Origin of the sequence: Rhizobium sp. FKL33, from assembly GCF_005222915.1 — a bacterium.
In the GTDB taxonomy this organism is placed as follows: Bacteria; Pseudomonadota; Alphaproteobacteria; order Rhizobiales; family Rhizobiaceae; genus Rhizobium_E.
Genome location: NZ_STFX01000023.1, coordinates 55,439 through 79,023, shown reverse-complemented (window position 1 = coordinate 79,023; position 23,585 = coordinate 55,439). Strand labels below are relative to the sequence as shown.

Annotated in this window: 11 protein-coding genes; 5 read left to right on the top strand and 6 right to left on the bottom strand. The window is 62.7% G+C overall.

Features of this window, described 5'->3' with window-relative positions; translation table 11 throughout:
- The first annotated feature begins 109 nt into the window (after positions 1 to 109).
- Entirely contained in the window at positions 110 to 241 is a 132-nt protein-coding gene (locus tag E8Q41_RS26135) for a hypothetical protein (RefSeq protein WP_281405308.1), read from the top strand.
- Between the two features lie 385 nt (positions 242 to 626).
- On the opposite strand, the gene E8Q41_RS14945 is transcribed toward E8Q41_RS26135, so the two are convergent.
- Complete coding sequence (locus tag E8Q41_RS14945; protein ID WP_246660201.1) at positions 627 to 1,607, bottom strand: DUF2336 domain-containing protein; 981 nt, start codon at positions 1,605 to 1,607, stop codon at positions 627 to 629.
- Between the two features lie 185 nt (positions 1,608 to 1,792).
- Here E8Q41_RS14945 and E8Q41_RS14940 point away from each other — a divergent pair, with 185 nt between their 5' ends.
- From E8Q41_RS14940 to E8Q41_RS14930, 4 genes are all read left to right on the top strand, one after another.
- Positions 1,793 to 2,164: a DUF982 domain-containing protein gene (locus E8Q41_RS14940; RefSeq protein WP_137156347.1), complete on the top strand. Its 372-nt coding sequence runs from the start codon at positions 1,793 to 1,795 to the stop codon at positions 2,162 to 2,164.
- 71 nt (positions 2,165 to 2,235) lie between these two features.
- Entirely contained in the window at positions 2,236 to 2,616 is a 381-nt protein-coding gene (locus E8Q41_RS14935) for a DUF982 domain-containing protein (RefSeq protein ID WP_137156346.1), read from the top strand.
- Positions 2,617 to 3,008: 392 nt separating this feature from the next.
- Positions 3,009 to 3,182, top strand: coding sequence for a hypothetical protein (locus tag E8Q41_RS25600; protein ID WP_170976495.1), 174 nt, complete (start codon positions 3,009 to 3,011; stop codon positions 3,180 to 3,182).
- Positions 3,183 to 3,388: 206 nt separating this feature from the next.
- A complete protein-coding gene (locus E8Q41_RS14930; RefSeq protein ID WP_137156345.1) occupies positions 3,389 to 4,450 on the top strand; it encodes a succinylglutamate desuccinylase/aspartoacylase family protein in 1,062 nt (353 codons plus the stop codon).
- A 264-nt stretch (positions 4,451 to 4,714) separates the two neighbouring features.
- Here E8Q41_RS14930 and E8Q41_RS14925 read toward each other — a convergent pair whose 3' ends face one another.
- The 5 genes from E8Q41_RS14925 to E8Q41_RS14905 all read right to left on the bottom strand — a co-directional run bounded on the left by E8Q41_RS14925 (position 4,715) and on the right by E8Q41_RS14905 (position 23,352).
- Positions 4,715 to 5,107: a GFA family protein gene (locus tag E8Q41_RS14925; protein WP_205910392.1), complete on the bottom strand. Its 393-nt coding sequence runs from the start codon at positions 5,105 to 5,107 to the stop codon at positions 4,715 to 4,717.
- 76 nt (positions 5,108 to 5,183) lie between these two features.
- Complete coding sequence (locus E8Q41_RS14920) at positions 5,184 to 6,200, bottom strand: magnesium transporter CorA family protein (protein WP_137156343.1); 1,017 nt, start codon at positions 6,198 to 6,200, stop codon at positions 5,184 to 5,186.
- Positions 6,201 to 6,556: 356 nt separating this feature from the next.
- Positions 6,557 to 8,332: a methyl-accepting chemotaxis protein gene (locus E8Q41_RS14915; protein ID WP_137156342.1), complete on the bottom strand. Its 1,776-nt coding sequence runs from the start codon at positions 8,330 to 8,332 to the stop codon at positions 6,557 to 6,559.
- A gap of 849 nt (positions 8,333 to 9,181) precedes the next feature.
- Positions 9,182 to 10,180, bottom strand: a complete 999-nt coding sequence (locus tag E8Q41_RS14910; protein WP_205910391.1) for a calcium-binding protein — start codon at positions 10,178 to 10,180, stop codon at positions 9,182 to 9,184.
- Between the two features lie 596 nt (positions 10,181 to 10,776).
- The gene (locus E8Q41_RS14905) at positions 10,777 to 23,352 is read right to left on the bottom strand and encodes a calcium-binding protein (protein ID WP_137156340.1); all 12,576 of its coding nucleotides are present in this window, start codon (positions 23,350 to 23,352) and stop codon (positions 10,777 to 10,779) included.
- Between the last annotated feature and the right edge of the window lie 233 nt (positions 23,353 to 23,585).

Below are 23,585 nucleotides of genomic sequence, written 5' to 3'. Positions count from 1 at the left end.
ACGTTCCGGGACGCGCCTCCAGGCGAACCCGGCCCCGACGAAATTCCGAAAAATCCCCACCCCGACGCGCTTCACGCCGGACGAGATCCTTTTTGACGAGGATGAGACCATGACATTCGTGCTTGCCCTGTTCGCCAGCCTGATTTCAGCGATGTTCATCGCAACTTTCGCCTCCTCGGTGATCGCGTCGTCGCGCGAGGCGCGCGACGAGATCGAACACCGCCGCCTGCGCATCTTCTGATCCCCGTTCCGCGTCTGTCGCGCCGCCGCGAGGCGGCGGCCCGGGCGCGCGGTTTCTGTCGGCTTTTTACCTTTGCATCGCAAAACTGTCGCAGATCGCGGGTAAGGGAAGACGGAAGCCTTCGGACTTCATTTCTGACCGCGCCGTCCATGGCAATCCCTGCGCCATGGGCGGCGTTTGCGTTTGTGGAGGACGGTGAATCGTTCGGCCGAGGCCGAAGCCGCGACGTCTTCCAGCCGCGCTGATAGCCTCGCCCGATAGCGACGGCTGACGCCTCGTTACGCTTTATATCTGGCGCTATGACGCGATATGCGGGGACGATTTCGTCGGGTTTGCGATCCGTCGCGACCTCCTCAGCCGTCGTCACGGAGACATGGTCGAAGCCTCACCCCGCCGCGCGCTTCTCAGCCACTTTGAACCGCCGGGGCGTTTCGCTGTTGGCGTTGGCGGCGCTCTCCTCCGCCTGGCCTTCGGTAAAGGCGTCGGCGCGGATCCAGACGCCGACCCGGTCGGCGCATTCCTCGGCGTCGAGAGTGGCGACCACGGTTTCGGCGCGGGCGCCGGCGGTGGTCGTTTCTGCGAGATGCGGATAGAATTGCGTGAGCGCGAAGCGCGTCTCGGCGTCATGCAGGCCGAGCGCCTTCAGAGCGGTGGCGAGCTGCAGGCCCGAGAGGTCGAGCATGATGCGGTTGGTCAGCCAGATGCTCGAACCCAGGCAATGGGCGAGCATGCGGGAAAAGGCCTTGGCCTCGCGCAGCCGGGCAAAGCGCATCAAAAGCGCTTCCTCGCGCGCGGCGCCGGCGTCCTCGCTGTCTTCCTCGCGGGTCAGCGCGTCGCGCGCCACGAGTGATTTCAGCGTCCGGCGCAGGTCTTCCTCGCGCTCGCCGCGCGTCGGGCGGGGGGCGGCGTCGGCGGAGACGGGCTCCGCCTGCGGCTTGGCGGCGCGATCCGGCAGGCCCTGATGCAGCGCCACCAGCGCATCCACCACCTTGACGGAGAGATTGGGCCGGGCGGCGATCGCCTTGGCGTGGTCGCGGCCCTTCAGCCGGGCGGCGGCGATCAGCAGCTCGTCGTCGAGCGTGGGTGAGGCGGCGAGAAACAGCGCGGCCACCGCGATCGGCTGGGTGGCGATAAACCAGGCGACGCTGCGCGGCACATGCGGCGAGCGCGCCAGCGCGGCTGCGGCGTTGCGCTGCGCTTCCAGGCTGGAGGCGCGGAACACCGGCTCGAACAGTTCGGAAAACTGCCTGACGTCGTTGCGCCCGGGATGCGGCATGGCCTCGAAGCTCGACACGGTGGCCATCAGCACGACATCCTTGGTCCGCGTCAGCGGCGGACCCTCCAAATCACGAAATCCGTCAGACACCTGGGCGCCCTCTACGCAATACTGTCCCATTTCGAAAATGCTACCGGCAAACAGTTTACAGGCCGTTAACCATCGGCCCGCAGGCGCTCGAAAACCCGGCATTACAAGATCTCGCACTGGCGCTGTCTCAGCCCGCGCAAGCTTGGCGCGCTAGGGATGTCGCAATTGCGAACTGAGAGATTGTGATGATGATGAAACACATGTGGCAAAGTGGAGTTCTTCTGGGCGGCGCCGGCCTCGACGGCCAGACCGTCAGCATCGCCGACACCCGCTCGGCCGCCGAGTTTCTGCTGTCCGGCTGGGGCCGCGAGCGCAAGGACGCCTATTTGCGCGCCGTGCGCGCCTGCGCCCAGGCGCTCAAGGGTCAGATCCCGCATTCCGCCGCCGCCGCGACCTTCGTCAGCGCGGTCGTCGAAGCGCGCTACGAGATCAACCTCTTCGACACGTTCTGGGAAAATTTCGACGCCGAGATCTCCCGCGCCGCCGAAGAACTGATCAGCGCGGATTTCCCCTTCTGGGCCTATGGCGACGCTGCGGCGGAGTCTGCCCGCTCCTGATCATTTTCGGGAGCATTTTCGGACAAGCTTAAATAACTAATCTGTCCGGAAACATCCAATGGGGTCGCTCCATGATCAGCGGTTTGTGGAAAATGGGCGTTGTTCTTCATGATCGGCGCTCGGGCAAGGAGATCGCCAGGATCCGCACCACGCGTGAAGCGGGCGAATTCCTGCTGGACAAATGGTCCGGCGAACGCTGCGCCTCCTACCGCAAGGCTGTGGTCACCTGCGTTTCGGCCATGCGCGGCGAGAGCCTGCACGAAAGCGCCGCCACGGCCTTCATCAGCGCCATCATCCAGGCCAATTACGGTTTCAATTTCTTCGAAGCCTATTGGGATGTGTTCGACCTCGAAATCTCTCGCGCCGCCGATGCGGTGTTCGAAGAGGAATATTCCTTCTGGAGCGCCCAGCAGCCCGCCGTCCCGGCGCAACCGGCCAGCGCCCAGCACTGACGTCACTTATCCGCGAAGACCACGACCGGCGCGCCCCCGCGCCGGTCGTTTCGCATCTTCGGGGCGCCGTCGTCGAAAGCTCGGAGCAGGGCCGGGCGCTGACGGGCTTGTGAAAATCCAAGCCGTTGAATTCATTTGTGCTCATGTTAAGCCGGTGTTAACTATGCCATGTTGTGATCGCAAATCATAAGGTCGCGTTAACCTTCGCGATCCATCGTGTATCTCGTGGAACTAAAAAGCGCTTCGGACGTCTCGACAACGCCCGCAGCGGCTGATGAAAGGAGAAAGGCGCATATGTCCGACGCTTCGCGGCGACGGAAAGCGCCTGCCTGATACGGCAGGATGAGATCATTCCCAGTTCATCCGTCTCGATCCAGTTGATGGAGAAGAGAATGGCAGAAGTGATAAGACTGGACACCTGGCTGGCCAAACAGCCGAAACGCATGCGGGACCAACCCGTTGAAGCGCGCATCCTGCTCTTCACCGGCGTGCGCTACGAGCGCTGGACCGATGCGGACGATCACCCGCGCAAGCGCAGAAGCGGCTCCAAGGCCAAGAAGCACTGAGCGGATTTCAACGACCGGCCGAGGCCGCGCCTGAGCGCGCCGAATCCGATCGTGCGGCTTGCGAAATCCTGGCCTCCGCGCCAGGGATCGAGACCTGCGGCGCAGTCGCCGCCCGCTTGTGAGCCTTCCGCGCTTTGCCCGCGCCACGCCATGGACAGCGCGGCGAAAACGCGGCACATAGGCCCCATCGAGACGGGAGCCACACCATGCAGACATCCGAAATCGTGATCGCCGACGACGTCGCCGGAGAATGGCGCGTTCCCGTTCTCACCTTTAAGGGCTCTGATCCCAAGGCGCCGCGCGTCTATATCCAGGCCGCGCTGCATGCCGGCGAATTGCCCGGCGTCGCCGCCCTGCACGCCTTCATCCCCGCGTTGCGCGCCGCCGAAGGAGAGGGCCGTCTTCTCGGCGATATCGTCATCGTCCCCAAATGCAATCCCATCGGCGCCGGCCAGTGGCTGCATGGCGAATTGCAGGGCCGCTTCGAGATCGCCAGCCGCGCCAATTTCAACCGCGACTATCCGTTGATCGCGCTCGAGGCGCGCGAAACTCTGCTCGACGGGATCGAGGCGCTCTCCGCCGCCGACCAGCTCAAGCGCCGCCTCCTGCATCTCGCCCTCGGCGCCGATCTGGTGCTGGATCTGCATTGCGACGACGAAAGCCAGCTCTACGCCTATCTCGAAGCCGCCTTTTGGCCCGAGGCGCTCGATCTCGCCGAAAGCTTCGGCCTCGACGCGGTGCTGCTCTCCGATGGCGGCTCGACCGCGTTTGAGGAAGCCGTCACCCATGCCTGGAAGGCCGGCGATCTCGGCGCCCGCGCCGCCTGGCATGACGGCCGCATTTCGCTCACCATGGAGTTCCGCGGCCTGCGCGACGTTCGTCCCGATCTCGCCGCCCACGACGCCGAGGGCCTGATGGCCTTCCTGCAACGCCGCGGCGTCGTCTCGGGCGAACCCATCCGCCGCGAAGCCTTCTCCGGCCCCGTCGCCGGCCTCGACTATGTGCAGATGATCGATGCGCCGAAAGCCGGCACGGTGCTGTTCGAAAAGACTTTCGGCGATCAGGTGAGAGCGGGCGACCACCTCGCCACCATCATCACCACCCCGGGCTTCCCCGAAAACGACGTGGCCATCCTCGCCCCCGTCGACGGCGCCATCGTCACCCGCGTCGCCGCCCGCTTCGTCCGCCGCGGCGACAATCTGATGAAAATCGCCTCGACCGCGCTGTCCAACAAGCCCCGCAAGCCGGGCGGCGCGCTGGAGGATTGAGAGGGCTGTGTCCAAGAACTTGACGGCGTGCTCCGCCCCTCATCTCCCTGCCGGGAGCTTATCCCCGTAAAACGGGGAGAAGCGCGATGGAGCGCCGGCCTTGCCACATCCTCCTTCGCCCCGCTAATCGCGGGGGAAGGTGGCGGCAGCCGGATGAGGGGCCGGGCAGGCCCTGAACCAGTTTATCCGGCGTCGTAGACATCATGCCGCCTGCGAGCTGACCCAAAGCCTCAGCCCCCTGAACCTCTCAAGCCATCCCCCACATCACTTCCCCGTCTTCTCCACCGTCACCGTCCACCATTTTGGCCGTCCGCCGACATAGCTATGCGATTGCGGGATCAGCGGCGCGAGATGGGGCTTGTCGAAGGCGCCGGTGAGGAGCGCGATGACGGGCGCGTCGTCGATGGCGCCGATCGAGCTGCCGCATTCGCCGCAGAAGGCGCGACTGGAACCGGGGGAGGAACGGTAGCTTTTGGGCGCGCCGCCGGGGCCAGTCCATTCGACATGGTCCTTGGGATATTCCACCCAGGCTGCCGTCAGCGCGCCGGTGTGTTTCCGGCACATCGAGCAGGAGCAGCTGTGCGGAAAGCCGGGCTCGCCGGTCGCCCTGAAGCGAATATGGCCGCACAGGCAGCCGCCTTCCAGGATTTTCATCAACGCAGCCCTCCTCAAGGACAACTCTCAACTCACGACGGAGCCGTCCCCGAGGATTTTTGAGCAAGCGGGCAGGGGATTACAACCACCCCCGCCGCTTGAAATACAGAAACGGCAGCGCCGCCGAGGCGATCATCAGCAGGATCGCCCAGGGATAGCCGAGATGCCATTGCAGCTCCGGCATCAGCTGGAAGTTCATGCCATAGACCGAGGCCACCAGCGTTGGCGGCAAAAACACCACCGAGGCGACGGTGAAGATCTTGATGATCTGGTTCTGCTCGAGATTGATCAGCCCCAGCGTGGCGTCCAGCAGGAAGTTGATCTTGCCGGAGAGGAAGGCGGCGTGGTCGCCGAGCGAGGTGGCGTCGCGGCCGAGCAGCTTGATCATCTGCCGCGCTTCCTTGCCGCTCTTGCGGCCCGGATTTTCGGTGGCGGCGTGATAGGCGACCAGCCGCGTCACCGACACCAGGCTTTCGCGGATGCCGGAGAGAAAATCGCCCTTCTGCCCCAACTGCTCGATCAGCGACTGCAGGTCCTGCTGCTTCTTGTTGGAGCGGGCGGCCTTGGCCCGGAAGATGCTGCGCGAAATGCCGTCGATCTCGTTGCCGATCCGCTCCAGCACGTCGGCCATGCGGTCGACCATCGCCTCGATCAGGCCGAGCATCACCACTTCGGCGTTCTGGAAGGACTGGCCGTTGCCGCGCACGGCGCGAGCGGCAAAGGCGGCGAAGGGCCGGCTTTCGCCATAGCGCAGCGTCGCCAGCGCGCAATCGGTGAGGATGAAGGTCACCGGCGTCTTCACCGGCTCGTCGCCGTCGAGATTGGTCAGCGCCGTCATGGTCATGAATTCCGCGCCGTTTTCCTGATAGAGGCGAGCGGAAAGCTCGATATCCTCCATCTCGTCTCGGCTCGGCAGCGTCACGCCGAGCGAGGCTTCGACATGCCGGCTTTCGGCGAGCGAGGGCTCAACGAGATCATACCAGATCACGGCGGGCGGAGCATCGGTGGCGATAGCGGTTTCGGCAGAGGGCGCGGCGTCGGCGGTAAGAGCTGCGGCGCGCAGGCGGTCATCCGCCCGGAAATAGGTCCTGAGCATTGTCTTCTCCTTCGGGCGCGCCTGACGCCGTCGGGAGCGGTCCCGTCAGCGCGCGCGCGGTATCAGCGATGTCGACGATCGACTGTCGGGGTCCATGACGAGGGTTCCTTTGAAAATGACGGACGCATCCGTCGAGCCTGAAATGCGCTCGAACAAAGCGGATGTCAAGGGCGCCCGTTTGCCGCAGTCGAGGGCGACGGTTCAGGCCCCGCCAGACCGTCGACCAGCAGCCGATGCGCCTCGGAAACCCGCTCGACCGCGCATGGTCTCTGCACGCGGAGGCGGGGCGCAGGCTCTCATAAAAAAGGCCCGCGTCGCCGCGAGCCCCTGGTCATGCAAGAGATCGATCCGCTGTCTCAGAACTCGTCCCATTGCTGCTGGGCGGCTCCGCCGCCGATGCTTTTCGCCACCTTGGCGGTCAGCGCGCGGGCCGGCGAGGCGACGGGGCGGGACGCGTGGCTTGCGGCGCGGGGGGCGGCCATGGCCGAGCCGGACAGTTTGAACCGGGAAATCAGCGAGCGCAGACGTTCCGTCTCGCTGGCCAGCGTCGCGCTCGCGGCGTTGGATTCCTCCACCATGGCGGCGTTCTGCTGCGTGGTCTGGTCCATCTGGTTGACGGCGGTGTTGACTTCGGAGAGGCCGACCGATTGCTCGCGCGAGGCGTTGGCGATCGCGTTCATATGGTCGTTCACGGCCACGATATTGGTCTCGATGGTCTTCAGGGCTTCGCCTGTTTCGCTGACCAGCCGCACCCCGGTCTTGACCTCTTCGGACGAGTTGCGGATCAGATCCTTGATTTCCTTGGCGGCCTGCGCCGAGCGCTGGGCGAGTTCGCGCACTTCCTGCGCCACGACCGCAAAGCCCTTGCCGGCTTCGCCGGCGCGCGCCGCCTCGACGCCCGCGTTGAGCGCGAGCAGGTTGGTCTGGAAGGCGATCTCGTCGATCACCCCGATGATGTTGGAGATCTGGTTGGACGAGGCCTCGATGCGGGCCATGGCGCCGACGGCGTCCGCCACCACCTTGCCGGAGCGGGCGGCGCTGTCATTGGCTTCGCCTGCGGCGCGGCGGGCTTCCTCGGCGCGCTTGGAGGAATTGCCGACATTGGCGGTGATTTCGTCGAGCGCGGCGGCGGTTTCTTCGAGCGAGGCGGCCTGCTGTTCGGTGCGGCGGGCGAGATCATTGGCGTTGCGCGAGATCTCCTGCGTGCCGCCGTCGATTTCCGAGGTCGACTGCGCCACGGCGCCGAGCGTTTCCGACAGTCGCTTCAGCGCGTTGTTGAGGTTGACGCGCAGGCTTTCGAAATCCGGCGCGAAAGGCTTGCTCAGTTCGAAGGACACGTCGCCCTCGGCGAGGCGTCCCAGCCCTTCGCCGATCTCCTCGACGGCGCGCACGCGCTCGGTCACGTCGCTGGCGTATTTCACCACCTTGATCACGCGGCCCTGCCCATCCTTGATCGGGTTATAGGAGGCGTTGATCACCACCTTCTTGCCGCCCTTGCCGACGCGGGTGAATTCGGCGATCTGCGCTTCGCCGCGCCGGAGAGCGGTCCAGAATTCCGTATAGGATGGGGAGGAGGCATAGTCCTTGTCGACGAACAGGCTGTGGTTCTGGCCGATGATCTCTTCCAGTCTGTAGCCCAACGCGTCGCAGAAATTCTGGTTGGCGCTCACCACCTTGCCGTCGGGCGTGAATTCGATCACCGCCTGCACCCGGTTGATGGCGGCCATCTGGTTGGCGTAGTCGAGATTGAGCAGGCGTTCCTTGGCGTTGGCCCATTCCACCACGAAACCGAAGGTCTTGCCGCCGTCGATCAGCGGGGCGACCTTCAGGTCAAAAGCGTGTTTGCCGACCCAGATCGTGGCGTTGTGCGGCTTCTTCAGCGCCGCCAGCATGTTGCGCTGGTGGCTCGGATTTTTGTGAAACACGTCGATGGACGAGCCGATCAGCGTCGACATCGCAAAGCGCGGCAATTCCTTCTTGAGGTCGCTCTCCGCTTCCTGTAGCAGCTCGCGCACGCTGTCGTTCATATAGGTGATGTTCAGCTGGGCGTCGGCCAGCATCACATTCGCGCCCAGCGCATCCAAAGCCGCGAGCTTCGCCTTGGCGTGTTTCGCAAACAACCCGTCGAGCATTCCCATCCTCACTTTCGCCGACGCTTGGGCGCGGCGTTTCCCCGGGCAGGCGCAACTGCCTCTCCGGCGTCGATTTCAACCAGTTCTCATGCCGAAGACCTTCTCACATTCCGGACCCGCATCTGTGTGCGACGTCGCATCCGCCGGCGCGCAACGCCGGCGTTCGCCATGTGTGAAAGTCGACGGCTGGTGTCGGTCGCGTCTTGGCTCATGTCACAGCCAAACGTACCGCAAACTTAGTTTACGAATGGTATATTAGGAATATATAAAAATAAGGATCAGCAAAATAGCTGAGGCGAAAGAGGGGGCTTAGGGCGCACCCGGTTTTTGGGCGGTCGAGAGGGGGCGCGCTGCGCAGCTCCGGCGGCAGAGACGCCGCTTCGAACCTCGCGCCGTTGCCCTTTCAGGATGGGCCCGAGAGATCACCAAAAACGAGATCGCGCCAAGCCTTCAAGCGTCCCCTGTGGGTGCTTGCCTATGCAGCAACCGGGGGAAAGGATGAAAAGGCTTAGGTCATCCAAACGGCTTGGTGAAAAGGCCTAAAAAAACCTAGGGACGCAAGTTCCGCCGAAGAGAATGTATAGCGCTTGTATAAACTGGTTGAATTCGATTTAGCTTGAACGCTTATAGCTAATGATCGGTTAATCTTCAACGAAAAAGCGGCTTTTCATGTGATCATTATTGGGGGCGTCACCCGAGCCGAATTTCATTCCATGCGCCTCTTCTTTTGGTCGAAGTTTCCCTCTGGCGAGAGGCTGAGCGCGCAAGGAGAGGCCCTGGCGCGAGATGAAATGCAAACGCCGCCCCGGCTTCGCGAGGCGGCGTTTGGTATGGCGTCCCGCTCTCAGGTCAGAGCAGGAAATCGTTCTTGGTCAGATCGTCGATCTCGAGATTCTTCAGGACGATGGTTCCGCCGCCCTCGAATTCGATGGCGACATTCTTGCCGCTGTCATCCATCAGCGCCTTCAGCTCCTTGAACGAGCCGATGTCGAAATCGGTGAGATCGATGACGTCATGGCTGGAGCCGGTGGCGGTGAAGTCGGTGACGACCTCCCGGTGAGGTCCGGTCTGGTCGACGAACACGAAAGTGTCGGCGCCCTTGCCGCCGGACAGCGTATCGTCGCCGGCGCCGCCGGTCAGCGTGTCGTTTCCGGCGTCGCCAGAGATGAGATCGTCGCCGGTGCCGCCATAGATCTTGTCCTTGCCGGCGCCGCCATAGATCTTGTCCTTGCCCGTGCCGCCGTCGAGCGTGTCATTGCCATCGCCACCCTTGAGAAGGTCGTTGTCGGCTCCGCCGAACAGGCTGTCATTGCCGGCTCCGCCATACAGAGTGTCATTGCCGCGGCCGCCATAGAGCGTGTCATCGCCGCCGAGGCCCGACAGCGTGTCATTGTCTGCGAGGCCATAGATCTGCTCTGCGGAGTTCGTTCCCGTCAGCGAGTCGCTGTCTTCCGTGCCGACGATGTCGTCGCCGTCTTCCGTGGTGGAGGGGCTGTATCCCGAGTCGAAGGCGGTATAAACGGTCTCCCCATCGGTGTTCACCGTCTCGAAAACAATGTCGCCGGTCTCGGTGTCCTTGTAAATTGCAGTAATGCTGGCCGTGTTCGAGACCGTTTTAAATGCCAGGGTTGGGCTGGATTCATCTGTAGAGAAGATGGTGGTGTAGACCTGCGTCCCTGATTGCGTGGCCGTCGCACAATAATGTTTGCCGTCGATCACGATGTCGGTGATGTTGATTGGATCGTTATATCCGGAATAGACGCGGAAAATTTGTTTGGAGTCGTAAAAGATCGTTGTGTAATCTTCACTGTTGACGATTTGCCAAAGGCCGGATGTGTCAGTCCCCACGGCAAAAGTCGTGTCAGTGACATCATAGGCGGTAAGATCCATCGACGTCGCGGTTGTCGCATCAGCTGAGAAGTAGGAGTCCATGCAAGGGCCTTTTGGAGTTGCTGTGGCATGGCGCATCGCCGTGCCGTACCAGCGAGATTGACGAGAAGATGGATCGGCTGACCTCTGCCACTGTTTCCGGAAATCTGTTCAGCACACATCGAAGTCTGATGTTTCGCCGTGGGTTCGCAAAGAAAGATAGGTGGAAAGCGAGGTCAAAATCTCCAGAATGGGCTTTAGTTAAACTCTACCCGCTCCAAAAGTGTATTAAAAATATTAATAAACTATTATCCGCTGATGTGGCTATCGCGAATTAATGCTAAATAATGCTTGTGGTTTTGTGTTCTGGATGAAATCTAGGTTATGAATTTATATATTTTAACATGAATATTGTGGTGGCTTTTTGGGGGGGGTGCTTGTTGAATAAACCGCCGTCTTGGCAGCGAACCAGGATGGCGACGAAACGCGCCGCCTCGCTAAGCCGAGGCGCCGTCTAAAGCAAACGCCGCCCCGGCTTCGCGAGGCGGCGTTTTGTATGGCGTCCCGCTCTCAGGTCAGAGCAGGAAATCGTTCTTGGTCAGATCGTCGATCTCGAGATTCTTCAGGACGATGGTTCCGCCGCCCTCGAATTCGATGGCGACATTCTTGCCGCTGTCATCCATCAGCGCCTTCAGCTCCTTGAACGAGCCGATGTCGAAATCGGTAAGATCGATGACGTCATGGCTGGAGCCGGTGGCGGTGAAGTCGGTGACGATTTCCTTGTTGGTTCCGATTTCCTCGATGAACACGAAGGTGTCGGCGCCCTTTCCGCCGGACAGCGTATCGTCGCCGGCGCCGCCGGTCAGCGTGTCGTTTCCGGCGTCGCCAGAGACGAGATCGTCGCCGGTGCCGCCATAGATCTTGTCCTTTCCGGCCCCGCCATAGATCTTGTCCTTGCCCGTGCTGCCGTCGAGCGTGTCATTGCCGTCGCCGCCCATGAGCAGGTCGTTGTCGGCTCCGCCGAACAGATTGTCATTGCCGGCCCCGCCATACAGCGTGTCGTCGCCGGCCCCGCCATAGAGGGTGTCATTGCCGCCAAAGCCCGACAGCGTGTCATCGTCCGCGAGGCCATAGATCCGCTCTGCGGAGCTGGTGCCCGTCAGCGTGTCTTTCTTCTCGGTGCCGTAGATGTCGTCGCCGGCCTCCGCCGTGGCCGTGAATGTCACGGTCAGTTTCGCCGTCGAACTGGTTTCGCCGTCGGTGGCGGTATAGGTCACGACAACCTTCGCCGTCTCGTCGCCGTCGATATCGTCGCCGTTATATGTGACCGACAGCGTGCCGTCGCTTTTGACAACGACCGCGCCGTCGCCGGAGGTGACTGTCGCGCCGGTGAGCGTCAGGCTCAGGCCGTCGAGCGCGCTGTCATTGTCGATGACATTGATCTTCGCCTGTTTATGCTCGGACGCGGACGTCGTGTCGTTGACCAGCGTCATCGCCACATATTCGGTGATGGTGTCGCTGTCGTCGAACGAAATGCCGGCGCCGGCAAAGGCGGCGATCTGCGCTGCGGTCAACACGACCTTGTCTTCGTCGATATCGATCCTGTCGACGCCCGCAGCGCCCAATGCGGCGATGTCTTCGACGGTGAGAGCCTTGATCTCGGCGGCCGAGGCGTCGATTTCGATAAAGTCGACGCCGGCTTCAGAGAGCTCGTCGGCATTGTCGAGCGATTGCGCCTCGGTCAGCGAGACGGAGACGGTCACCGCGTCGTCGCTGTCGAAGGCGATTCCGGCGGCGATATAGGCCTCCGCCTGGGTGAGCGACAATGTGATGGCGTCGTCGGCGACATCCATGGCGGTGACGCCGAGATCGGCGAGCGCAGCGATGTCGTCGGCGTCGAAATCGCCGATCTCGGAACTGGTTCCGGTCACGGTCACCGATACCGCGCCAATGATGGCGAGGCCGGATGTCTCGGAGAGCGTGGCGGCCGCCGATGCGTCGAGTTTGACGGCGCCTTCGTCGGAGACGATGATCACGTCGACGCCGAGATCGGCGAGCATCGTGGCGTCATCCGCGTCGAGTTCCGACAGATTGGCCGCCATGTCGGTCAGCGAGACGAGATCCGACGCGGTGAGCGCGATCGAGGCGTCGTCGAGCGCGCTGAGCTGCGCCAGCGAGAAGGCCACGGCCTCGGTGGAGGAATCCAGACTGGTGACGCCGAGATCCTTGAGATCGCCGATCGCCGCTGTCGTCAGCGCAGCGAGATTGGCACCGCTGTCATAGACCGTGATCGTGTCGCTGTCGGCGAAAGAGATGCCCGCCGTGGTCAGTGCCGCAGCCTGGACCAGCGACAGCGTGGCGTCGTTGTTGATCACATCCAGGATGTCTACACGGATGTCGTCGAGGTCGTCGATATCGTCGGCGTCGAGATCGGCCAGTTGCGCGGTCGTCAGCGTCACCGTCACCACGTCGCCGTCCGCAGCCGCGATGGAGCCGGCAATCATGGCCTCGGCCTGCGCGAAGCTGAGCGTGACCGGGTTGCCCGTTTCGTCAAAAACGTCCACGCCGATCGCATAGAGGCTGGCGATCTCCTCGGCATCGAGGTTTTCCATCTCCGTGGCCGTGAGCGTGACGGTCACCACGTCGTCGCTGACGAAGGCGATGGCGAAACTCGCATAGACGTTGGCCAGGGCGAGGGTGAGCGTGATGGCGTCGCCGGTCACATCCATCGTCGTGACGCCCAGAGCATCGAGCGCGGCGATGTCGTCGGCGTCGAACGCGCCGATCGCCGAACTGCTTCCGGTCACGGTCACCGAGGCCGCGTCGGAAATGGCGAGGCCGGAGATCGCGGCAAGCCCGGACGCGACGGCGGCAGTCAGGCTGACGGCGCCCTTGTCGGAGACCGTGATCTGGTTGACGCCGAGGTCGGCGAGCATCGTGGCGTCGTCCGCGCTCAGACCCGAGAGGGTCGTCGCCGTGTCGTTTAGGGTGACGGCGTCGGCGGCGGTGAGGGCGATCGAGGCGTCGTCGAGCGCGCTGAGTTGCGCGAGCGAGAATGTCGCCGCGTTGTCGCTGGCGTCGATGACGGAGACGCCGAGCGTGTCGAGATCGCCGATCGTCGCGGTGGTCAGCGCGGCGAGATTGGCGCCGCTGTCATAGATCGTGATCGTGTCGCTGCCGGCGAATGAGATGCTCGCCGTGGTCAGCGCGGCGGCCTGGACCAGCGTCAGCGCGGCGATGTCGCCGGTCATGTCGATGATGTCGACGCCGATACCGTCCAGATTGGCGATCTCACCCGCGTCGAGGCCTGCCAGCTCGGCAGCCGAGAGCGTCAGCGTCACCACATCGCCGCTGGAGAAGGCGATGCCTGCGGAGATGTAGGCGTTGGCCTGGGCCAGCGTCAAGGTGATGGCGTTGCCGGTCACATCCATAGTGGTGACGCCGAGAGCATCGAGTGCGGCGATGTCGTCGGCGTCGAAAGCCGCGATCGCCGAGCTGGTTCCCGTCACGGTCACCGAGCTTGCGTCGGAAATAGCGAGGCCGGAAATCGCGGCAAGCTCAGACGCCACGGCGGCAGTCAGGCTGACGGCGCCCTTGTCGGAGACCGTGATCTGGTTGACGCCGAAACCGGCGAGCATCGTCACATCGTCGGCGTCGAGTTCGGACAAGTTGGCCGCCGTGTCGTCGAGGGTGACGGCGTCCGCAGCGGTGAGCGCGATGTCGGCGGCGTCGATCGCGGTCAGTTGCGCGAGCGAGAATGTCGCCGCGTTGTCGCTGGCGTCGATGACGGAGACGCCGAGTGTCCCGAGATCGCCGATCGTCGTGGTCGTGAGCGCAGCGAGGTTTTCGCCGCTGTCATAGACCGTCACGCTGTCGTCGGCGGCGAAGACGATGCCGGCGTCGATGATGTCCTCGGCCTGGGCGACCGTGATGCTCACCGCGTCGGACAGATCGAACACATCGACGCCGAGAGCGTCGAGATCGGCGAGGTCGTCCGTGTCGAGCCCGGCAAGCTCAGTCGCGGTCAGGGTGACAGTCACTGTGTCGCCGCTGACGAAGACGATGCCCGCCGCGATATAGGCCTGGGCCTGGGTGAGGCTGAGGGTGATCTCGCCGTCGTCTGTCACATCCATGGCGCTGACGCCGAGCGTTGCGAGGTCGGCGATGTCCTCGGCGTCGAAATCGTCGATCTCCGAACCGGTTCCGGTGACGGTCACCGAGGCCGCGCCGGCAATGGCGAGGCCGGTCTTGGCGGAGAGCAGCGCCGCGATGTCGGCGTCGAAGCTGACCGCCTCGCCGTCGGAGACCGAGATCGTGTCGACGGCGAGGCCGGCGACCGAGGTCGCTTGGGCCGTGGTCAGAGCCGACAGATCGCTGGCCTCGATCGACAGCGTCACCGTATCCTCAGCGGTGAGCGCGATGTCGGCGGCGTCGAGCGCGGTGAGCTGCGCGAGCGAGAACGACACTTTGTCGTCGCTGGCGTCGAGGCTGGCGGCGCCGAGCGTTCCGAGCGTGCCGATCGTCGTCGTCGAGAGCGCGGTGAGGTTTTCGCCGCTGTCATAAATCGTAACCGTGTCGCCGTCGGCGAATGAAAAGCCCTTGGCCGAGAGCGCTGCGGCTTCCGTCAGCGTCAGCGTCGCCGCGTCGTCCGAGAGATCAAACACGTCGACGCCCAAATCGTCGAGGTCTGTGAGCTCGTCCGTGTCGAGCGCGGCAAACTCAGTCGCGGTCAGGATGACGGTCACCACATCGTCGCTGGCGAAGTCGATGCCGGCGGTCACATAAGCCTGGGCCTGTGCGAGGCTGAGCGTGATCTCGCCGTCGTCTGTCACATCCATGACGGTGACGCCGAGCGTTGCGAGGTCGGCGATGTCCTCGGCGTCGAAATCGTCGATGGCGACGCCCTCGCCCGACACCGTCACCGATGTCGCGCCGGCGATGGCCATGTCGTCGATGGCGATCAGCGACGAGGCGAGATCGGCCGAGAGCGTGATCGCCTTTGCATCCGTGACGTTGATGGTCGTGACGCCGAGTTCCACGAGGTCGGCGATGTCGGATTGGGACAGGCCGTTGATGACGGCCGCCTCATCGTCGAGGCTGGCGCTTTCGGTGTCCGGTTCAAAGGTCCGGGTGTAGACGCCGTTGCTCGACGTCCAGGCGACGACGATGTCGCCATTGGCGAGTTCGGTGATTTCCGGGTATCGGTTCGTGTTTTCATTATTGTAAATTTCGGAGGAGCCATTCAAGGCTGACGTGGAGAGGACATCTCCCACGGCATTTCCGTCCGCGTCGAAGATCCGCAGCTGGATGAGGTATCGCCGCGCACTATCTACGTGGAACCAGGCGATGGCGTAACCGCCATTGGCCAGTGCGATGACGCCGGGGTAGTACTCTTCATTTGACGAGCTGCCGCTGCTGACTAGGGTCTTCGACGTCACCTCTGTTCCGTCAGCAGCGTATTGTTTCGCATAGATTTCATAGTTGGACGAGAATTCCATCCATGTAATCACGAAACCGCCATCGGTCAGTGTGGTGATCTCGCTATAGGGCTGATAGTTCCCGTTGGTGTCGCTGGCCGGCGTCTCCTCGTCGAGAACCTCATTGCCGAGCGAGTCATACACTTTCATGTAGACGTTGGCCTCGTTGCCGGAGGTCCAGCTGACGACGAAGCCGCCATTCGCGAGCGCGGTTATATCGGCATTTTCTTGCGCCCCATTGGTAGACGTATTGACCCTGGTTTCGCCAAGAATTTCAGCGCCAGAAGCCGAATAGACCTTCATGTAGACGCCGTTCCCGCTGCCGTCCTGTCCATTCGAGGTCCAGACGATCGCAAACCCGCCGCCGTCGAGCGCGACGACCTCCTGCTGAGCCTGACTACCTGATGTATAGGTGTTGACGCGCGTTTCCGCTAAAACGACATCGCCGTCGGACTCGACGATTTTCATATACGCGCCGAAGGCGTCGCCATCGGTACCTGAGGTTGACCAGGTGATGACCAGATTGCCGTTGGCGAGTTCTTCTGTCGAAACATAGGATACAGATGAACCGGCCGTGTCGTTGATCGCCTGCTCCATCACGAGATCGCCGTCAGCCGAGAACGTCGCCAGAGTGACCGTCGTCTGGCTGCGATTCGCCCAGGTCGCGGCAAAACCGCCGTCGCTGAGCGCGATCAGCGCGCCGCCAGAGTTGGACCAGGCCGATGTGGCGACCGCCGTGGCTGCCTTGACGACCGCGCCGTCGGCGTCGAACACTTCGACATAAAGGTCGTAGCTGTAGTTGGACGTGTTGTAGGCCGTCCAGGACACCGCATAGCCGCCGCCGGTGAGCGCCGTCAGATCGGTGTTGCCGTTCGACGTCGTCGAACCGATCAGCGTTTCGCTAGACGACGCGGCGGCATAGGCGCCCGAGGCGTAGCTCGTGGATATATGCACATCCGCCAGGGCGTTGATCTGGGCGAGGCTGAGGGCCGGGGCCTCGTCGCTGGCCTTGATCTCCGAGATGCCGAGGGTTGCGAGCGCTGTGATGTCGTCCACATCCATCGCCTCGATGTTTTCGGCGGTGTCGGAGATCGTGACCGTGTCGCTGTCGTCAAAGTCGATGCCGGCGGCGATCAGCGCCTCGGCCTGCGCCACGGTGAGGGTGACGGCGTCGTCGCTGGCGTCGAGGCTGGTGACGCCGAGCGTGGCGAGCGAGGCGATTGTCGTGGTCGTGAGCGCGGCGAGATTTTCGGCGGTGTCGGCGACGGTGATTGTGTCGCTGTCGTCGAAGGCGATGCCGGCGGTGATGAGGCTCTCGGCCAGCGCCACCGTGATGCTCGCCTTGTCGTCGCTCAGATCGACCGAAGAGACGTTATACGCGGTTCCGTAGGTCGAGACGTAAGAGAGATCGTCGCTGTCGGCGGTCAGGCTGACGTCGGTATAGGGGCCGCCGATCGATGCGAGCGTGGTGAAGTCCGCGTTATACAGCGTGACGGCCTGGTCGAAGGTTAGGTTGAGCGTGGTCGAGCCGGTTCCGGTGACGGTGACGGTGAGTTCGCCGCCGGTCGTCTCAGCCGTGCCGTCGCTCAGCGTGTAGCTGATATCCACCTCCGCAGTTTCGCCTTCGTCGAGCGAGCCGGTATAGATGACCAGCAGACCATCGTCGCCGTCTGCGATCACGATGGCGTTGTCGCTGGTGACCGATGCGGCGCTGACGCTGATCGTGTCCTTGTCCGCGTCCGTGCCGAGCAGGCTGGTTGCGACCGTGAGCGCGGTGTCGGCGTCGGTGGCGTCATCCGGGTTGCTGACGACGACAGAGCGGTTGATCGCGTCGCCTGCGTCGAAGCTGATGCCGGCGCTGATGAACGCGGCATATTGGTCGTCGGTCAGCGTCAGCGTGTTGCTGTCGATGTCGATGATGTCGACGCCGTAGGTTCCGAGCGCGGCGATCTCCGTGGTGGACAGCGCCGAGATCTCGTCGGCGGTGGCGGTGACGGTCACCGTGTCGTCGGCGGTCAGCGCGATCTGGGCGGTGACGAGGGCGGAATACTTGGCGTAGGTGAAGGTCACAGCGCCGTCGCCGCTGGCGTCGAGGCTGGTGACGCCGAGCGTGGCGAGTGAGGCGATTTTGGTGGTCGTCAGCGCGGCGAGGTTTTCGCCGCTGTCGGAGATCGTCACGCTGTCGCCATCGGCGAAGGCGATGCCGGCGTCGATGAGGTCCTCGGCATCGGCCACCGTGATGCTCGCCGCTTCGGACAGATCGAACACGTCGACGCCGAGATCGTCGAGATCTGTGAGATCGTCCGCGTCGAGCGCGGCAAGCTGTGTCGCCGAGAGCGTGACGGTCACTGTGTCGTCGCTGGCGAAGTCGATGCCGGCGGTCACATAGGCGTTTGCCTGGGCGAGGGTGAGGGTGATCTTGCCGTCGTCACTGACATCCATCGCGGTGACGCCAAGTGCGTCGAGCGCGGCAATGTCGTCGGCGTCGAAATCGTCGATGGCGACGCCTTCGCCCGACACGGTCACCGATGTCGCGCCGGTGATGATCATGTCGTCGATGGCGATCAGCGACGAGGCGATGTCGCTCTCGAGCGTGACTGCCCCTGCGTCCGCGACGTTGATGGTCGTGACGCCGAGTTCCACGAGGTCGGCGATGTCGGATTGGGACAGGTCGTTGATGACGGCGGCCGTGTCGTCGAGGCTGGCGCTGGCGGTATCCGGTTCAAAAGTCCGCGTGTAGACGCCGCTGCTTGACGTCCAGGCGACGACGATGTCGCCATTGGCGAGTTCGGTGATTTCAGGGTAGACATTCGAGGTGTCGCCATAGTAGATGTCGTTGCTGGCATGCGAGCTGGATGCGGAGAGGATATCTCCCACGGCATTTCCGTCGGCGTCGAAGATCCGCAACTGAGGGATATATCCAGAAATCGACGACTCGTAATGGAACCAGGCGATGGCGTAACCGCCATCGCTCAGCGCGAGGGCGGCGGGGTATAAGTTCTGGATCGACGAACTGCTGCTGACGAGGATCTCCGTCGTCACCGCCGTTCCATCGGCGGCGTATTGTTTGGCGTAGACGCCAGGGCCGGATGAGTTGTCCATCCAGGTCACCACGAAGCCGCCATCGGTCAGTGTGGTGATTTCGCTGTAATACTGAGCGCCTGCCGTGGTGTCGTTGACCCGGGTTTCCGCCAGCACCTCATTGCCGCTGGCGTCATAGACCTTCATATAGACGCCGTAGCTTGAGCCGTCCTGTACGGCGGAGGCCCAACTGACGACGAAGCCGCCGGTCGCCAGCGCCGTCAGATCCGGAAAGGATTGCGTGCTGTTTGTATACGTGTTGACCCTGGTTTCGCCGAGAAGTTCAGCGCCCGAGGCCGAATAGACCTTCATATAGACGCCGTCAAAGCTACTATCTTGTCCATCGGAAACCCAGACGACCGCAAACCCGCCGCCGTCGAGCGCAACGACTTCCTGCTGGTTCTGACTATTTGATGTCGTAGTATTGACGCGCGTTTCCGCTAAAACGACATCGCCGTCGGAATCGACGATTTTCATATAAGCGCCGTAGCTGCTGCCATCCTGTCCGTAGGTCGTCCAGGTGGTCACCAGATTGCCGTTGGCGAGTTCCTCGGTCGAGACATTGGAAACATATTGACCGGTCGTGTCGTTGGCCGTCTTTTGTATGACGAGGTCGCCCTCGGCCGAAAAGGTTGCGAACGTGACCGTCGTTCGGTCGCCATTCGCCCAGGCGGCGGCAAAACCGCCATCGCTCAGAGCGCTCAGCGCGCCGCCGCTGTACAAGTAGACGGACGTCGCGATCGCCGTGGCCTCCTTGACCACCGCGCCGCTGGCGTCGAACACTTCGACATAGAGGACATAGCTGGCTATGGACGTATCGTAAACGGTCCAGGACACCGCATAGCCGCCGCCGGTGAGTGCCGTCAGATCGGTGTTGTAATTCGACGTCGTCGAACCGATCAGCGTATCGCTGGAGGACGCGGCGGCATAGGCGCCCGAGGAATAGCCAGCCGAAATATCCACATCCGCCAGGGCGTTGATCTGGGCGAGGCTGAGGGCAGGGGCCTCGTCGCTGGCCTTGATCTCCGAGATGCCGAGGGTTGCGAGCGCCGTGATGTCGTCCGCATCCATCGCCTCGATGTTTGCGGCGCTGTCGGAGATCGTGACCGCGTCGCCGGTCGCAAAGGCGATGCCGGCGGCGATCAGCGCCTGGGCTTGCGCCACGGTGAGGGTGACGGCGTCGTCGCTGGCATTCAGGCTGGTGACGCCGAGTGTGGCGAGCGAGGCGATTGTCGTGGTCGAAAGCCCGGCGAGATTGTCGCCTGTGTCGGAGACCGTCACATCGTCGCCATCGGCGAAGACGATGCCGGCGTCGATGAGGTCCCCGGCATCGGTCACCGTGATGCTCGCCGCCTCGGTGAGATCGAACACGTCGACGCCAACGCTTTTGAGATCGGCGAGATCGTCGGTCTCGACTGCGGCGAGGTCCGTCGCCGAGAGGGTGACGGTCACTGTGTCGTCGCTGGCGAAGTCGATGCCGGCGGTCACATAGGCGTTTGCCTGGGTGAGGCTGAGCGTGACCGCGCCGTCGTCACTGACATCCATGGCGGTGACGCCGAGCGTTGCGAGCGCGGCGATGTCGTCGGCGTCGAAATCGTCGATGGTCGAACCGGTTCCCGTGACGGTCACCGAGGCCGCGCCGGAAATGGCGAGGCCGGAGATCGTGGAAAGCGCGGACGCGACCGATGCGCTGATGCTGACCGCTTCGCCGTCGGAGACCGAGATCGTGTAGACGCCGAACCCTTCGAGCATCGTCGCGTCATCGACGTCGAGCCCGGACAGGTTGTCCGCCGTGTCGTAGAGGGTAATGGCGTCGTCCGCGGTAAGCGCGATCGAGGCCTCGTCGAATGCGGTCAGTTGTTCGAGCGAGAACGACACCTTGCCGTCGCCGCTGGCGTCGACCGCCGAGACGCCGAGCCCGGCGAGTGAAGCGATTGTCGTCGTCGAAAGCGCAGCGAGGTTTTCGCCGCTGTCGGAGATCGTCACGCTGTCGCCATCGGCGAAGGCGATGCCGGCGGTGATGAGATCCTCGGCATCGGTCACCGTGATGCTCGCCGCGTCGGTGAGATCGAACACGTCGACGCCAACGCTTTTGAAATCGGCGAGATCATCGGTCTCGAATGCAGCAAGTTCCGTCGCCGAGAGCGTGACGGTCACTGTGTCGTCGCTGGCGAAGTCGATGCCGGCGGCCACATAGGCGTTTGCCTGGGCGAGGGTGAGGGTGATCTTGCCGTCGTCACTGACATCCATCGCGGTGACGCCAAGTGCGTCGAGCGCGGCAATGTCGTCGGCGTCGAAATCGTCGATGGCGACGCCTTCGCCCGACACGGTCACCGATGTCGCGCCGGTGATGATCATGTCGTCGATGGCGATCAGCGACGAGGCGATGTCGCTCTCGAACGTGACCGCCCCTGCGTCCGTGACGTTGATGGTCGTGACGCCGAGTTCCACGAGGTCGGCGATATCGGATACCGACAGGCCGTTGATGACGGCGGCTGTGTCGTCGAGGCTGGCGCTGGCGGTATCCGATTCAAAAGTCCGGGTGTAGACGCCGTCGTTCGACGTCCAGGCGACGACGATGTCGCCATTGGCGAGTTCGGTGATTTCAGGGTAGGGATCCGAGAGTTCGCTATAGGAGATGTCGGTGCTGCCATGCGAACTGGATGCGGAGAGGATATCTCCCACGGCATTTCCGTCGGCGTCGAAGATCCGGAGCTGAGGGATATATCCATCATTCGACGACTCGTAATGGAACCACGCGATGGCGTAACCGCCATCGCTCAGCGCGATGATGCCGGGGTAATAGTCGAACTCACCTGAACTAGCGGTGCTGACGAGGATCTCCGTCGTCACCGCCGTCCCATCGGCTGCATATTGTTTGGCGTAGACGTGAGAATCGGATGCGGAGCCCATCCAGGTCACCACGAAGCCGCCATCGGTCAGTGTGGTGATTTCGCTGTAATACTGAGGGCCTGCCGTGGTGTCGTTGACCCGGGTTTCCGCCAGCACCTCATTGCCGCTGGCGTCATAGACCTTCATATAGACGCCGTAGTATGAGCCGTCCTGTACGGCGGAAGACCAGTTGACGACGAAGCCGCCGGTCGCCAGCGCCGTCAGATCCGGAAAGGTTTGCTGGCTGTTTGTATACGTGTTGACCCTGGTTTCGCCGAGAAGTTCAACGCCCGAGGCCGAATAGACCTTCATATAGACGCCGGCACCGCTACTATCTTGTCCATCGGACACCCAGACAATCGCAAAACCGCCGCCGTCGAGCGCAACGACTTCCTGCTGGTTCTGACTATTTGATGTCGTGGTATTGACGCGCGTTTCCGCTAAAACGACATCGCCGTCGGAATCGACGATTTTCATATAAGCGCCGTAGCTGCTGCCATCCTGTCCGTAGGTCGTCCAGGTGGTCACCAGATTGCCGTTGGCGAGTTCCTCGGTCGAGACATAGGAGACATATTGACCGGTCGTGTCGTTGACCGTCTTTTGCATGACCGGGTCGCCCTCGGCCGAAAAGGTTGCGAGCGTGACCGTCGTTCGGTTGCCATTCGCCCAGGCGGCGGCGAAGCCGCCATCGCTCAGAGCGCTCAGCGCGCCGCCGCTGTACAAGTAGACGGACGTCGCGATCGCCGTGGCCTCCTTGACGACCGCGCCTTTGGCGTCGAACACTTCGACATAAAGTTGATAGCTGCTCGAGGACGTATCGTAAGCGGTCCAGGACACCGCATAGCCGCCGCCGGTGAGTGCCGTCAGATCGGTGTTGTAATTCGATGTCGTCGTGCCGATCTGCGTCTCGCTGGAGGTCGTGGCGAGATAGTCGCCCGAGCCATAGCTCGCGGAAATATCGGCATCGGCCAGGGCGTTGATCTGGGCGAGGCTCAGACCCGGCTTTTCATCGCTGGCCTTGATCTCCGATATGCCGAGGGTTGCGAGCGCGGCGATGTCGTCCGCATCGAGCGCCTCGATGTTTTCGGCGGTGTCGGAGATCGTGATGTTGTCGCCATCGGCGAAGGCGATGCCGGCGGTGATGAGGCTCTCGGCCAGCGCGACCGTGATGCTCGCCGGTTCGGTGAGGTCGACGGTCAGGGCGCCATAGGCGGTCGCATAGGTGGAAATAGAAGACAGGTCGTCGCTGTCGGCGCTGACGGTGATGGCGGTATAGACGCCGCCGATCTCTCCAAGCGTCGTATAGCCCTTCTCATAGAGCGTAACGAGTTGGTCGAAAGTGAGGTTGAGCGTGGTCGAGCCGGTTCCGGTGACGCTAACGGTGAGCGCGCCGCCGGTCGTCTCAGCCGTGCCGTCGCTCAGCGTGTAGGTGACGTCTACGGTCGCGGTCTCGCCTTCGGCAAGCGAGCCGGTATAGATCACCAGCAGTCCGTTTTCGCCGTCTTCGATCACGATGGCGTTGCTCGCCGAGGCCGTGCTGACGCTGATCGTGTCGCCGTCGGCGTCCGTGCCGAGCAGGCTGGTGTCAACGGAGAGCGCAGTGTCGGCGTCGGTGGCGGCGGTTGCGCTGGTTGCGAGAGTGGGGGCTGCGTTGGCGGAGTAGCCGGAATCGATCAGCGCATATTCGGGTTCCGAGCTCATCGCTGAGGTTTGATACTCGATGACGATGTCACCCGTATCCGAGTCGACGGATACTCTAGAAATATCGTTTGCGCCCGTGAGTGTATAGCTTTTGATTAAATTTCCGTCTATGTCATAAATGTATGCGTAGGAGTCAGTTCTATCTGTGTATACAAGTATTAGGTGTTCTTTATCTGAAAAATAAAATGGCTGAATTATAAAGTTTACTGCAGATGTCGTGATGGGCATAGTTA

What these genes read in the sequence shown, in the direction of transcription:
- E8Q41_RS14930 (WP_137156345.1), top strand. Translation starts at nt 3,389, where the DNA reads ATGCAGACATCCGAAATCGTGATCGCCGACGACGTCGCCGGAGAATGG.
- E8Q41_RS14905 (WP_137156340.1), bottom strand. Translation starts at nt 23,352, where the DNA reads ATGAGCTCGGAACCCGAATATGCGCTGATCGATTCCGGCTACTCCGCC.
- E8Q41_RS14920 (WP_137156343.1), bottom strand. Translation starts at nt 6,200, where the DNA reads ATGCTCAGGACCTATTTCCGGGCGGATGACCGCCTGCGCGCCGCAGCT.
- E8Q41_RS14935 (WP_137156346.1), top strand. Translation starts at nt 2,236, where the DNA reads ATGATCAGCGGTTTGTGGAAAATGGGCGTTGTTCTTCATGATCGGCGC.
- E8Q41_RS26135 (WP_281405308.1), top strand. Translation starts at nt 110, where the DNA reads ATGACATTCGTGCTTGCCCTGTTCGCCAGCCTGATTTCAGCGATGTTC.
- E8Q41_RS25600 (WP_170976495.1), top strand. Translation starts at nt 3,009, where the DNA reads ATGGCAGAAGTGATAAGACTGGACACCTGGCTGGCCAAACAGCCGAAA.
- E8Q41_RS14940 (WP_137156347.1), top strand. Translation starts at nt 1,793, where the DNA reads ATGATGATGAAACACATGTGGCAAAGTGGAGTTCTTCTGGGCGGCGCC.
- E8Q41_RS14915 (WP_137156342.1), bottom strand. Translation starts at nt 8,332, where the DNA reads ATGCTCGACGGGTTGTTTGCGAAACACGCCAAGGCGAAGCTCGCGGCT.